This window comes from Streptomyces sp. NPDC090442, from assembly GCF_044769405.1.
Lineage (GTDB): Bacteria > Actinomycetota > Actinomycetes > Streptomycetales > Streptomycetaceae > Streptomyces.
The window spans coordinates 47,287-59,627 of record NZ_JBIVXW010000029.1; the positions used below are offsets into that span (position 1 = coordinate 47,287).

Sequence of the window (12,341 nt, forward strand, 5' to 3'; positions counted from 1 at the left end):
CAAGAACACCGCGGTGGAGACGGCGTACGCGATCGCCGTCGATCCGTTGGAGCCGCCGCGCAGCGCCGGCCAGTTGACCGCCCTGATCGAGGCGCTGCTCGCCAAGGAGCCGGCCGAGCGGCCCACCGCCGAGGTCGTCGAGCAGGCGCTGCGGGCCGCCGAGGCCGAGGTGGACACGGCGCTGATGGGGTGGCCCACGCTGGCCCTGGGGACGGTGGGCCGCGGCCGGCGTCCCGAGGGCGAGCCCCCCGAGGCACCCACCCGTCCGGTCACGCACACCGGCACCGGCCCCGGCAGTACCCAAAGCCCCACCAGCCCCACCGGGAGCCGTGCGGACACCGGCTCGACCACCGGGAGCGCTGCGGGGGCCAGCGCGACGACCACGACGGGCCAAGGGGCGGAGCCAGTAGTCGAATCCCGCACCGAGGCCGTTCCCCGGTCTGCTTCCGGGGGCCGCCGTCGTGCCGTCGTCTGGGGTGTCGTGGGCGCCCTCGCCGCCATGGCTATCGGGGGCGGCGTGCTGTACACGGCCGGATATCTCGGTCCGTCGAAGAATCAGGAATCGGGAGATGCGCAGGCCACGTCGCCTGCCGCAAAGCCGAAGCCGAGCCCGACCAAACTGCCACCTACTCCGGACGGATATCGCCGGGTCACGGAAAAGGATTTCGGCATTTCCTTTCCGATTCCCGACGACTGGACACGTATCGCCAAGCCGCAGCTCAATGAGGTTGACTACATCGACTCGACTCGGAAAGTCAACCTCAAGATCAGCGTGCTAGGTTTTGCGAGCGCAGACCAGGTCCGGCACTTTGAGCAGGTTGAACAGCAGGTGAAGGAACGCCAGGCGGAGGAAGGCCTTAGCTACTCGCGGCTGCGACTGCAGGACACTATATACCGGGGGCAGCCGGCGGCCATCTGGGAGTATCAGTTTATGGGTTCGGTCAGAATGTACCGCGCTATCGACCTGGGATTTGGGCGTGAGGGTGGCAACGAGTACGCGATTTATTTGTCCGCGCCCGATGCTCTATGGTCGCAGTACGCGCCAGTATTCAATGCGGTGCGCGATGGTTTCAGTTACAAGTAGCGGCAGTCGCCAGAAGGGACTGTCCGGTTGTTTGTGTCTGTCGCCGCGGCAAACCGTTCCCACAAAATTCGTCTCATGCGGCGAGCCTGTGTTAGGAGGAGAGGGGCCCCACGCCGGGGTGCAGAGGCGTTATGCGCAGTAGGCTCCCGGGGCTTATTCCCGGGAGCCTACTGTTCGGCGACGACCGTCGAGGCTGATAAGTCTTCTCAGGGTTGTCGTCCTGCTCAGGCCGGAGCGCCGTGCTCCGCTGAGGTCACCGCCGTCCGTTCTTCGCTGCACCCCTGCCGAGGCCGGGGGGCTGTGGTGCCACGTCGGCTATGGCGCTGATCAGCGCTTCTTACGCTAGTTTGCAGGCATTGCTTGCGTCGCCGTGCTTGACCCCGAGGTCTGTCAGCTGTATTACGCAGTCGCCGAAGCCTATCTCGGTCCCCCCCATGAGACACGCCTGCCTCACTCCCGAGCCGACCGAGTAGCCCTTGTCGGCCAGGTAACCCGTACAATCTCCGGGCCGCGCCGAGGCGGGCGTCGCGAGGGCCACAGGCAGAGCCGCCGCGATCAGGGTCAGAGATGCGGCAGCAGCTGTACGACGCAGTGCTTCGCCTCGGTGCTTCGTGCGAATCTTGTCCTGCATGGAACTTCCCCTCTTGTCATGCATGGAGCTTCCCCAGTTGACTCTTCCCGGCGCGGTTACCTGAGTTCGCACCGGCCATGCGCGCACTCGGCAACGTTGGCTGGATTGGCGCCGGAGTCCGAGAATGCTCACCAGAACACGCCGCATTGACGATACGGATTCATCGTGTTCCAGCCAGGTCTCTCGCGCCTCGCCGACGTGCCAACGCGCCGACAGCGAAGGGAATTTACTATATCAGTGCGTTCTCAGAGACCGCCCGGATCGGCCGGGGCATGATTTCCGCGTTGCGGGCCGCGCACTCCGCCGGTGTGTTGCACCGTGACGTCAAGCCGGGCAACGTGCTGCTCGGCGAGGACGGTCGGGTGGTCCTCACCGACTTCGGCATCGCCGTCGCCACCGGCACCTCCACGCTCACCAAGACCGGCGAACTCGTCGGCTCCATCGACTACCTGGCGCCCGAGCGGGTCAAGGGCGGTACGCCGGGGCCGGCTTCGGACCTGTGGGCGCTGGGGGCGACGCTCTATCAGGCGGTCGAGGGGAAGCCGCCGTTCCGCAAGAACACCGCGGTGGAGACGGCGTACGCGATCGCCGTCGATCCGTTGGAGCCGCCGCGCAGCGCCGGCCAGTTGACCGCCCTGATCGAGGCGCCCACCCGACCTGTGGCGCACGGCGGTCAACGGGGACAGCACCAAGAACGCCAAGTCGGACGTCAAGGCCCGGTACTCCCGCTACAAGCGCCTCCGGCTCCAGGACACCATCTACCAGGGCGACGCGGCCGCCATTTGGGAGTTCACCTTCCAGGGCCGGGCCCGCGAGTACCGCGGCATCGACCTGGGCTTCGGTCGCGAGGGCTCGAAGGAGTACGCGATCTACGTCTCCGCGCCGTCGGCGAACTGGTCCCAGTTCGAGGACGTCTTCTCGAACGTGAAGGACGGATTCCGGAAAGCCACGGCCGCGGGCTGAGCGACCCGCAACGAATCCCCGAGCAAGCTCAGGGACCGGTCAGGGTCGACCCTGATGTCCCCGGCCCGGCCGGCGTGTGACGATCTGAGGCATGACCACAGCGCCACCGCGCGCCGAGACGGGCTACGCCCCGGCGCCGGACCCCGACGAACCACCCATGCGCAAGCTCTACCGCAGCGCAGAGGGGCGGCTGCTCGGCGGTGTCGCGCGCGGACTCGCCGGGCACCTCGGGCTGCCGGTCACCTGGGTGCGGATCGTCTTCGTCGCGCTCTTCATGGCAGACGGCATGGGCGCGCTGCTCTACGCCGCGTTCTGGTTCTTCGTGCCCCTGGGCGTCGGCGGCGTCGAGACCCGGCAGCCCGCGGCGGCGGAGGGGCGGCGGCTGCTGGGCCGCAGGCCCGACAAGGGGCAGCTCCTCGCCCTGATCGCGCTCCTGGCGGGGGCCTCGATCGTGGCCTCCCGTTTCCAGCCGGGCCGGGCCAACGTCTACCTCTGGCCGGTGCTGCTCATCGGGGCAGGCGTCGCCCTGGTCTGGCGCCAGGCGGACAACTCCCGCCGCGCCCAGTGGCTGGAGCTCGGGCGCCGCAAGGGCCTGCTGCCGGTGGCGCGCGGCGCGGCCGGCGTGCTGCTGGTCGGCGTCGGGGTCACCGGCATCGTCGTGCTCCAGGGCTCCGTGCAGAACCTCGGCTCGGTGCTCCAGGCCGCGCTCGCCGTCGTCGTCGGCATCGCCCTGCTGGCCGGCCCCTATCTCGTCCGGATCACCCAGGACCTCTCCGAGGAGCGGCTGATGCGCATCCGGGCCCAGGAGCGCGCCGAGGTCGCCGCCCACGTCCACGACTCCGTCCTGCACACCCTCACCCTGATCCAGCGCAACGCCGACGACCCCCGGGAGGTGGCGAGACTGGCCCGCGCCCAGGAACGCGAGCTGCGTGCCTGGCTCTACAAGCCCGAGGGCCGCGGCAAGGACGAGGACGAGGAGCCGGCGACGCTGGCCGAGGCGGTGCGGGCGGCCGCCGCCGAGGTCGAGGACCACCACGGCGTGCCCATCGAGGTCGTGGTGGTCGGCGACTGCCCGTTGGACGAGGCGCTCGGCGCGCAGATGCAGGCCGCGCGCGAGGCCATGGTCAATGCCGCCAAGTACGGTGGCGAGGGCGGCGCGGTGCAGGTGTTCGCCGAGGTGGAGGGCCGCACGGTCTTCGTCTCGGTGCGCGACCACGGCCCCGGTTTCGACCTGGACGCGGTGCCCGCGGACCGGATGGGGGTACGGGAGTCCATCATCGGCCGTATGGAGCGCAACGGCGGCACCGCCCGGCTGCGTGCCGCCCCCGACGGCGGCACGGTCGTCGAGTTGGAGATGGAGCGCGGCGAGGAGCGCGGGCGCACCGATCGCCGCGCAGGCGCGGAGGGGGAGCCGCAATGAGCGCGACGGCATCCCCGGGCGTTCCCGGGGACGACGGCGTCGACCGGCGGGCCCGCGGCGGCACCGCGGACGGAGCGGGGGATCATGACGGGGCAGCGAGCGAAGGACGGACGGACGAGATGAGCAGCGACGGCGCACAGCAGGGCGAGACCGGCGGCGAGGGCCAGGACCGCACCGTCCGGGTCGTGCTGGTCGACGACCACCGGATGTTCCGGACGGGCGTCCAGGCCGAGATCGGCCGGACCGAGCAGACCGGCGTCGAGGTGGTCGGCGAGGCCGCCGACGTCGACCAGGCGATCACGGTCATCACCGCCACCCGCCCCGAGGTCGTCCTCCTGGACGTGCACCTCCCCGGGGGCGGCGGCGTCGAGGTGCTGCGCCGCTGCGCCGGGCTGATGGCCGACCCCGAGCAGCCGGTGCGGTTCCTGGCGCTCTCGGTCTCCGACGCGGCCGAGGACGTCATCGGGGTCATCCGCGGCGGCGCCCGCGGCTACGTCACCAAGACGATCACCGGCACGGACCTGGTCAACGCGATCTTCCGGGTCGCCGACGGCGACGCGGTCTTCTCGCCTCGCCTGGCCGGCTTCGTGCTGGACGCCTTCGCCTCGACGGACGCCCCGCCGGTGGACGAGGACATGGACCGCCTCACCCAGCGTGAGCGCGAGGTGCTCCGACTCATCGCCCGCGGGTACGCGTACAAGGAGATCGCCAAGCAGTTGTTCATCTCCGTCAAGACGGTTGAGTCACATGTCTCCGCCGTGCTGCGCAAGTTGCAGCTCTCCAACCGTCACGAGCTGACCCGTTGGGCGGCCGCCCGTCGCCTGGTCTGACCTGCGGTTTCGCGAGAGCGTGGGGGCGCGGGGGCGGATGATCGGGATCCGCCCCCGTGACGAGGGGCACGCAGGGGGCGCGTAAAGAAGCGCTCAAGGCGGGCAACCAGGATCGCGCGGTTCACCATCTAAGGGCGCGGAGAGGCTCGCTGCCCGTAGGCGGGGCCGGAACCAAGCCCACGCCCCACGCGCTACCTCCTGGAAACGAGATCCCGATGAGCCTGACGGGTACGCCCTTCTTCCTCTTCTCGATCCTGCTGTTGATCGTCGCCCTCGTGCTGCCGTTCACCGTGTGGGGCCGCGTCGCCGGGCCGCCGCTGGTGCGTGGCCTGGCACGGCTGTTGATGTTGCTGTTCGCCCAGGCCACCGCGATCACGGTGGTCTTCCTGATGGTCAACAACGCCAACAACCTCTACGACAACTGGGGCGACCTGCTCGGCACCGGCAACCACATCGACGCGGCCCGGAACCTCGGGCCGGACGGGCTGGGCGGCAAGAACCTCAAGGACGAGCCCAAGGTGCTCCAGCACTTCCGGCCGGCGGACGACCCGGTGGTGGGCCCCGGCGTCCAGATGACCGACCTCAAGGGCCAGATCTCGGGCGTCAACGGCGAGGTGTACGTCTGGCTGCCGCCGCAGTACAACGACCCCGCCTACAAGGACAAGAAGTTCCCGGTGGTCGAGCTGCTGCCCGGCTACCCCGGGTCCTCCAAGTCCTGGTTCGGGTCGCTGAAGGCCAACGAGCAGCTCGCGCCGCTGATGCAGAGCGGGGCGGTCAAGCCGTTCATCCTGGTGGCGCCGCGGACCAACGTGCTGCCCAACGCCGACACCGGGTGCGTCAACCTCCCCGGCAAGGTCAACGCCGACAGTTGGCTGACCGTCGACGTCCGCCAGATGGTGATCGACAACTTCCGGGCCGGCAACAAGCCGGACTCCTGGGCACTGGCCGGCTACTCGGCGGGCGCGCACTGCGCGACCAAGCTGGCGCTGGCCCACCCGGACCGGTACCGCGCCGCGGTCGGCATGTCCGGTTACAACGACCCGGCCATAGAACGGGATTCGCTCGCCGGCAAGGACCCCAAGCTGCGCGTGGAGACCAACCCGCTGCACATCCTGAAGGCCGCCAACGAGGCCGGGCGGCCGCCGCGTACCGCGCTGTACATCTCCGGCGCGAACGGCGACGGCTACCAGGCCGGCATGGGCCTCAAGCAGCTCGCGAAGCAGCCGACGACGGTCACCGTCCAGCAGATCTCGGCGAGTGCGGGCGGCCACACCGTGCCGGTGTGGAAGCGCCAAGTGCCGGAGATCTTCCGGTGGTTCGGGCTGTACCTCAAGGGCTAGCGCCGACGGCGCGCCGGCGTGGTCCGCCCTAACGGCCGCCGCAGCAGGCGGAGTTCATCGTTCGGGTGAAACTCCGCCGGAGTTGCCGGAACCGGGCACATCGCCGCGCCGCGGTGCGTTGTACGACGTGACAGGGTTCGGCGTGCGAGTGACGTACGGGGGCGGTGCGGATGTGGGGCCGCGGCGGTGACGGGGAGCGGCCAGGAGGGCGACCGCGAGGGCGAGCAGGGCTGGCGTCCGGCGCGCAGCGGCCACGGGAACGACCGGGGGTGCGGCCGGGGGAGCGGTCGTACGGTGACGGGCGGGCCGGTGGTGGGCGTCTGCGCGTGGCCGGGTGGGTGGCCCAACGGGCGGCGATATCCGGGCGGTTGGGCGGCAACGCCGCGAGCGTGCGTGCCAGACGCCGCGACGCCGCGGAGATCCGTCAGAAGCGCCCTAGGCCGGGCGGGTCGCGCCGGCGAAGGGCATCCGGTCGATCGGGGTGATCTGGACGGGCTCGCCCGGGTGCGGGGCGTGGATCATCTCGCCGCCACCGATGTAGAGGCCGACGTGGCTGATGCCGGAGTAGAAGAACACCAGGTCGCCAGGGGCGAGTTGGGGCCAGTCGATGCGGGTGCCGGAGGCGATCTGGGTGTAGGTCGTCCGGGGCAGGGCGACCCCGCCGGCCTTCCAGGCGGCCTGGACCAGCCCCGAGCAGTCGTACGCGGCCGGGCCGGTCGCGCCCCAGGCGTAGGGCTTGCCGAGCGCTCCGTGGGCGAAGGAGACGGCGCGGGCGGCGCGTTCGCCCGGTGCCGGGGTGCGCGGGGCGGCGACGGGTCCGGGTTCCGGGGGGCGTTCCTCGGCGGTGGCGGGGCGGGTGCCGAGCCGGCGGATGCTGCCCAGGCGGCGGGCCCAGCCGGCCACTGCGGTGGCCTGGTGGCCGCCCGTGCGCTCCAGCACCGTGGCGCCGTCCAGGCAGCGCTGTGGGTCCGCGGCGAGCAGCAGCCCTTGGTGGGTGGCGCGGGCCCGGGCCGGCTGTGGTGCGAGCTGCGGTCGCTCGACGGTGGTGTGGTGCGAGGCCATGGCGGCCGTCACTTCCTTCCCTGCGGGACGGGGCGACCGGAGGGGGCGGGCCCGGTCGCGTGCAGGAGGAAGCTAAGCCCGGGGTCACGGTGGCGAACCTCCTTGCCCGGCATTGCCCTTATCCGACCGGTCATGGTGCGGGGATGACCGCCCGGGCGGTCGGGGCGGGTCGGGACCGGCGGGCCCTGACCGAAGCGGGCATCGCGGACGCCCTGCCGGAAAGGACGTGCTATGGGGCGGATACGATCCAGCACTATGGACGTAGTAATCAATGTCTTCGTCGCCCTGCACATCATCGGCATCGCCTCCCTCCTCGGCGGGTTCCTGACCCAGATGAAGGCGATGAGCGCGGGCACCGCCCGCTTCGTGCCGGCCATGCTGCACGGCGCGCTGACGATGCTGGTCACCGGCATCGTGCTGGTCGGCCTGAACCAGATGCAGGGCGCCTCGCTCAACAACATCAAGTTCGGCATCAAGTTGGCCGTCCTGGTGGTGATCCTGGCGCTGGTCTACGTCAAGCGGGACGAGGAGAAGATCGCCAAGCCGCTGTTCGGCGCGGTCGGCGGCCTCACCATGCTCAACATCTTCATCGCGGTGCTCTGGACCTGAGCCCGCCCGGCGCTCCGGCGGCCCCGCCCGGCACGAACCCGGCGGCCCGGCCCCGGCGCCGCAGCGCCCGGCCCGAAACGGCACACCGCGCGGTCGTCCCGCTCCGTACCCCGGAGCCGGCGGATGGCCGCGCGGTGGCGTGTGGGGGGTGGTTCAGTGGGGCGCGGCGCGCGCCCGTGTGCCGGTTAACCGGGCCGGACGCTCCCGTAGATCGGCATGTAGTAGATCGACTCGACCCGGACGTTGGCCCCCGGGTGCGGGGCGTGGATCATCTTGCCGTCGCCGATGTACATCCCGACGTGGCTGATGTCGTTGTAGAAGAACACCAGGTCACCGGGTTGCAGGTTGTCGGTGGAGACCCGGGTGCCGGTCTTGACCTGGTCCCAGGTCGTGCGCGGCAGATCGACCCCGGCCGCCTTCCACGCGGCCTGCGTCAGGCCCGAGCAGTCGTAGGAGTTGGGCCCGGTGGCGCCCCAGACGTAGGGCTTGCCCATCTGGGAGCGGGCGAAGGCGAGTGCCTTCTGGGCCTTGGTGCTGGACGAGCCGCCGTCCGAGGCGCCGCCGCCGGACGAGGTGCCGCCGCCGGTGTTCTGGTCGGAGCCGCCGGGATGCTGCCGCCGCTTCTCGGCCTCCTTGCGGGCCTGCTCCTCGGCCTTGCGCTCGGCCGCGGCCTCCTTCTGGCGCTCCAGTTCGGCCAGCCGCGCCTTCTCCTGCGCGGTCAGCCGGGAGAGCAGTTGCCGCGCCTCGGCCAGCTTGGCCTGGACGTTGCGCTTGGTCTCCTTCAGGGACGTCTGCGCGTGCTGGAGGTCCGTGAGGCTCTGCGTGGCCTCGGCCCGTTGGCGGGTGGCCGCCGCGGCCTGCTCCTGGTAGTCGGTGACCACCTGCTTCTGCCGGCCGGTCAGTTGCTGCATCAGGTGGTTGCGGTCGACGAACTGCTGCGGGTCCTTGGCGAGCATCAGTTGGGCGGTCGGGTTGATCCCGCCGCTCTGGTACTGCGCCGACGCGAACGAACCCAGCCGCCGCCGGGACTCGTTCATCTGCTCCGCGCGCCGGGCCGCCTCGTCGATCAGGCGGTTCACCGTGCGCTGCCCGCTGTCGGCCTTCTCCTTGGCGGCGTTGTACTTCTGGGTGGCGACCTCGGCCTGCTGGTACAGGTCGTCGACCTGCTGCTTGACCTCTTCGACGGTCGGCTGGGGCGCCTTCGGGGCGGCGTTCGCGGTCTGCGAGAGCAGGGTGACCGAGGCCAGTGCGGCCGTGGTCAGCCCGGTGGCCGTACGACGGCCGCCGGGCGTGGCAAGTATGGGGGTGCGCGGCTTGCGATGGGACGCCAAGGCCGGCGACTCCTTCCGTGGACCGCCTACCGGGTTAGCTGTCGGGTTCGGGCGGTCTGCTGACGGAAGGCTTGCCCTACGGCCGGTGCGTCCGCCTGGCGACGGCCGCCCCGGTCGATTCACCCCGGTGTTGCTTGTGGGTCCCCGGCTCCGGATTGCCTTCGCGGCAGGCCGGACTCGGCGGAGGCGGCCCGTGCGGACGCTGTCGTCCGCGGGGACGGCGGGCTGCCTTGAGCGAGACCGTAGCCAACTCGTGTGGCTCCTGTGAAGGCAGGTGTTCGATATGCCCGAAACCTTTTCGTGACCTGAACGCGGAGGGCCCACGAGGCGTCCCCGGCCGCGCAGATGACGCCCCGACCAAGGCGGTACCGGGCAATCCGCCGCTTCGGGACCGGTTGTCAGTGCGGCGGCCTAGACTCGGTGGGCGATGAGCAGCCTCTTTGACGACAGCTTCCTGGCGGACCTCGGCCCCCCGGACGAGGAACCCCCGCCGCCGCCCGAGGACGAGCACGGCCCGGTCCCGGACGAGATGCCCGCCGACCTCTTCGGCGGGAAGTTCGACGCGCCCGCGCCCCGGCAGCCGTACTACCGCGACGGTGCCGCCCGCCCGGCCATCGACCCGGCGGCGCTCCTGGAGGGCCTCAACGACCAGCAGAAGGCCGCCGTGGTGCACAGCGGCAGCCCGCTGCTGATCGTCGCCGGCGCCGGCTCCGGCAAGACCCGGGTGCTCACCCACCGCATCGCCCACCTGCTCGCCGAGCGCCACGTCCACCCCGGCCAGATCCTCGCGATCACCTTCACCAACAAGGCCGCGGGCGAGATGAAGGAGCGCGTCGAGGACCTGGTCGGTCCGCGGGCCAACGCCATGTGGGTCTCCACCTTCCACAGCGCCTGCGTGCGGATACTGCGCCGGGAGTCCAAGCGGCTCGGCTTCACGTCGTCCTTCTCGATCTACGACGCGGCCGACTCCAAGCGCCTGATGGCCCTGGTCTGCCGCGATCTGGACCTGGACCCCAAGCGCTTCCCGCCCAAGTCCTTCAGCGCCAAGATCTCCAACCTCAAGAACGAGCTCATCGACGAGGAGACCTTCGCCGGGACGGCGGCCGACGGGTTCGAGAAGACCCTGGCCCAGGCGTACGCGATGTACCAGGCGCGGCTGCGCGAGGCCAACGCCCTGGACTTCGACGACATCATCATGACGACGGTCCACCTGCTCCAGGCGTTCCCCGACGTCGCCGAGCACTACCGCCGCCGCTTCCGCCACGTCCTCGTCGACGAGTACCAGGACACCAACCACGCCCAGTACACCCTCGTCCGCGAGCTGGTGGGCCCGGGCACGGTCGAGATCCCCGCCGCCGAGCTGTGCGTGGTCGGCGACGCCGACCAGTCCATCTACGCCTTCCGCGGCGCCACGATCCGCAACATCCTCCAGTTCGAGGAGGACTATCCGAACGCCACCACGATCCTGCTGGAGCAGAACTACCGCTCCTCGCAGACGATCCTCTCGGCCGCCAATGCCGTCATCGAGCGCAACGAGAACCGCCGCCCCAAGAACCTCTGGACGGACGCCGGCGCCGGCGCCAAGATCACCGGCTATGTCGCCGACACCGAGCACGACGAGGCCCAGTTCGTCGCCGACGAGATCGACCGGCTCACCGACGCCGGCGACGCCAAGGCCGGCGACGTCGCGATCTTCTACCGCACCAACGCCCAGTCCCGCGTCTTCGAAGAGATCTTCATCCGGGTCGGGCTGCCCTACAAGGTCGTCGGCGGCGTGCGCTTCTACGAGCGCAAGGAGGTCCGCGACATCCTCGCCTACCTCCGGGTGCTCGCCAACCCCGAGGACGCCGTCCCGCTGCGCCGGATCCTCAACGTCCCCAAGCGCGGCATCGGCGACCGCGCCGAGGCGATGATCGAGGCCCTCGCCCAGCGCGAGAAGATCACCTTCCCGCAGGCGCTGCGCCGGGTCGACGAGGCGTACGGCATGGCCGCCCGCTCCGCCAACGCCGTCAAGCGGTTCAACGTCCTGATGGAGGAGTTGCGCACCGTCGTGGAGTCCGGGGCCGGCCCCGCCACGATCCTGGAGGCGGTCCTGGAGCGCACCGGCTACCTCGCCGAACTCCAGTCGTCCACCGACCCCCAGGACGAGACCCGCGTCGAGAACCTCCAGGAACTCGCCTCCGTGGCCCTGGAGTTCGAGCAGGACCACGGCGAGGCCCAAGAGGACGACGAGACCCAGGAGGCCGAGGAGGCGGAGGCCGCCGCTCCCGGCCCCGGGACGCTCGCCGAGTTCCTGGAGCGGGTCGCCCTGGTCGCCGACTCCGACCAGATCCCCGACGCGCCCGCGGAATCCGCCGAAGGCGCGGAGGGCGCCGAGGACCCCGGCGTCATCACGCTGATGACCCTGCACACCGCCAAGGGCCTGGAGTTCCCGGTGGTCTTCCTGACCGGCCTGGAGGACGGCGTCTTCCCGCACATGCGGGCGCTCGGCCAGACCAAGGAGCTGGAGGAGGAGCGCCGGCTCGCCTACGTCGGCATCACCCGCGCCCGCGAGCGGCTCTACGTCACCCGCGCCACGATGCGCAGTGCCTGGGGCCAGCCGTCGTACAACCCGCCCTCGCGCTTCCTGGAGGAGGTCCCGGACACCTTCCTGGACTGGCGGCGCACCGGCTCCGCCACGCCGTCCGCGTCCATGGGCGGCCTGTCGTCGGGCAGTTCCTCGGGCGGGGGACTCGGCGGGGGCGGCATCGGCGCCTCGCTCTCCTCGACGCGCGCCAAGGGGCCGAGCGGCTTCGCCACCCGGCGGACCAAGGACCGCCCGGTGGTCTCGCTGGCCGTCGGCGACCGCGTCACCCACGACAGCTTCGGGCTCGGCACCGTCGTCGGCGTCAAGGGCAGCGGGGACAACGCCGAGGCGACCATCGACTTCGGCGGCGAGAAGCCCAAGCGGCTGCTGCTGCGCTACGCACCGGTGGAGAAGCTCTAGCCGCCGGCGGGTCGGCTGGCCGGGAGACGTGTGAGGGGCCTGCCGCGGTGTGCGGCGGGCCCCTCAAGTGTCCGATGGCTTCCGG

8 protein-coding genes, 1 pseudogene and 1 riboswitch are annotated in these 12,341 nt (G+C 70.8%); of the genes and pseudogenes, 7 read left to right on the forward strand and 2 right to left on the reverse strand.

Going from position 1 to position 12,341, the window contains the following annotated elements:
• The 5 genes and pseudogenes from ACIQU6_RS21235 to ACIQU6_RS21255 form a co-directional block, all read left to right on the forward strand.
• Window positions 1-1,084, forward strand: a pseudogene (locus ACIQU6_RS21235) (serine/threonine protein kinase); the annotation flags it as partial.
• Between the two features lie 903 nt (window positions 1,085-1,987).
• Window positions 1,988-2,758 (forward strand): protein kinase, encoded by a 771-nt coding sequence (locus tag ACIQU6_RS21240; RefSeq protein WP_403483204.1) that lies wholly within the window; start codon window positions 1,988-1,990, stop codon window positions 2,756-2,758.
• Window positions 2,759-2,769: 11 nt separating this feature from the next.
• Window positions 2,770-4,098, forward strand: a complete 1,329-nt coding sequence (locus tag ACIQU6_RS21245) for a PspC domain-containing protein (protein WP_403483205.1) — start codon at window positions 2,770-2,772, stop codon at window positions 4,096-4,098.
• A 119-nt stretch (window positions 4,099-4,217) separates the two neighbouring features.
• Complete coding sequence (locus ACIQU6_RS21250) at window positions 4,218-4,928, forward strand: LuxR C-terminal-related transcriptional regulator (RefSeq protein ID WP_403483256.1); 711 nt, start codon at window positions 4,218-4,220, stop codon at window positions 4,926-4,928.
• A 215-nt stretch (window positions 4,929-5,143) separates the two neighbouring features.
• Window positions 5,144-6,268: an alpha/beta hydrolase gene (locus ACIQU6_RS21255; RefSeq protein ID WP_403483206.1), complete on the forward strand. Its 1,125-nt coding sequence runs from the start codon at window positions 5,144-5,146 to the stop codon at window positions 6,266-6,268.
• Between the two features lie 435 nt (window positions 6,269-6,703).
• Here the strand turns inward: ACIQU6_RS21255 and ACIQU6_RS21260 are convergent, their stop codons facing one another.
• The gene (locus ACIQU6_RS21260; RefSeq protein WP_403483207.1) at window positions 6,704-7,330 is read right to left on the reverse strand and encodes a C40 family peptidase; all 627 of its coding nucleotides are present in this window, start codon (window positions 7,328-7,330) and stop codon (window positions 6,704-6,706) included.
• A 255-nt stretch (window positions 7,331-7,585) separates the two neighbouring features.
• On the opposite strand from ACIQU6_RS21260, the gene ACIQU6_RS21265 reads away from it, so the two are divergent.
• Window positions 7,586-7,939 (forward strand): hypothetical protein, encoded by a 354-nt coding sequence (locus ACIQU6_RS21265; protein ID WP_274913838.1) that lies wholly within the window; start codon window positions 7,586-7,588, stop codon window positions 7,937-7,939.
• Window positions 7,940-8,124: 185 nt separating this feature from the next.
• On the opposite strand, the gene ACIQU6_RS21270 is transcribed toward ACIQU6_RS21265, so the two are convergent.
• Window positions 8,125-9,270 carry an NlpC/P60 family protein gene (locus tag ACIQU6_RS21270; protein ID WP_403483208.1) on the reverse strand — a complete coding sequence of 382 codons (1,146 nt, stop codon included), beginning with the start codon at window positions 9,268-9,270 and terminating at the stop codon, window positions 8,125-8,127.
• 7 nt (window positions 9,271-9,277) lie between these two features.
• Window positions 9,278-9,463, reverse strand: a riboswitch (cyclic di-AMP (ydaO/yuaA leader).
• 234 nt (window positions 9,464-9,697) lie between these two features.
• Between ACIQU6_RS21270 and pcrA the strand changes: the two genes are divergently transcribed.
• On the forward strand, window positions 9,698-12,256 hold the full coding sequence (pcrA, locus tag ACIQU6_RS21275) for a DNA helicase PcrA (RefSeq protein ID WP_403483209.1): 2,559 nt from the start codon (window positions 9,698-9,700) through the stop codon (window positions 12,254-12,256).
• The last annotated feature ends 85 nt before the right edge of the window (window positions 12,257-12,341 follow it).

What these genes read in the sequence shown, in the direction of transcription:
- ACIQU6_RS21240 (WP_403483204.1), top strand. Translation starts at nt 1,988, where the DNA reads ATGATTTCCGCGTTGCGGGCCGCGCACTCCGCCGGTGTGTTGCACCGT.
- ACIQU6_RS21245 (WP_403483205.1), top strand. Translation starts at nt 2,770, where the DNA reads ATGACCACAGCGCCACCGCGCGCCGAGACGGGCTACGCCCCGGCGCCG.
- ACIQU6_RS21250 (WP_403483256.1), top strand. Translation starts at nt 4,218, where the DNA reads ATGAGCAGCGACGGCGCACAGCAGGGCGAGACCGGCGGCGAGGGCCAG.
- ACIQU6_RS21255 (WP_403483206.1), top strand. Translation starts at nt 5,144, where the DNA reads ATGAGCCTGACGGGTACGCCCTTCTTCCTCTTCTCGATCCTGCTGTTG.
- ACIQU6_RS21260 (WP_403483207.1), bottom strand. Translation starts at nt 7,330, where the DNA reads ATGGCCTCGCACCACACCACCGTCGAGCGACCGCAGCTCGCACCACAG.
- ACIQU6_RS21265 (WP_274913838.1), top strand. Translation starts at nt 7,586, where the DNA reads ATGGACGTAGTAATCAATGTCTTCGTCGCCCTGCACATCATCGGCATC.
- pcrA (WP_403483209.1), top strand. Translation starts at nt 9,698, where the DNA reads ATGAGCAGCCTCTTTGACGACAGCTTCCTGGCGGACCTCGGCCCCCCG.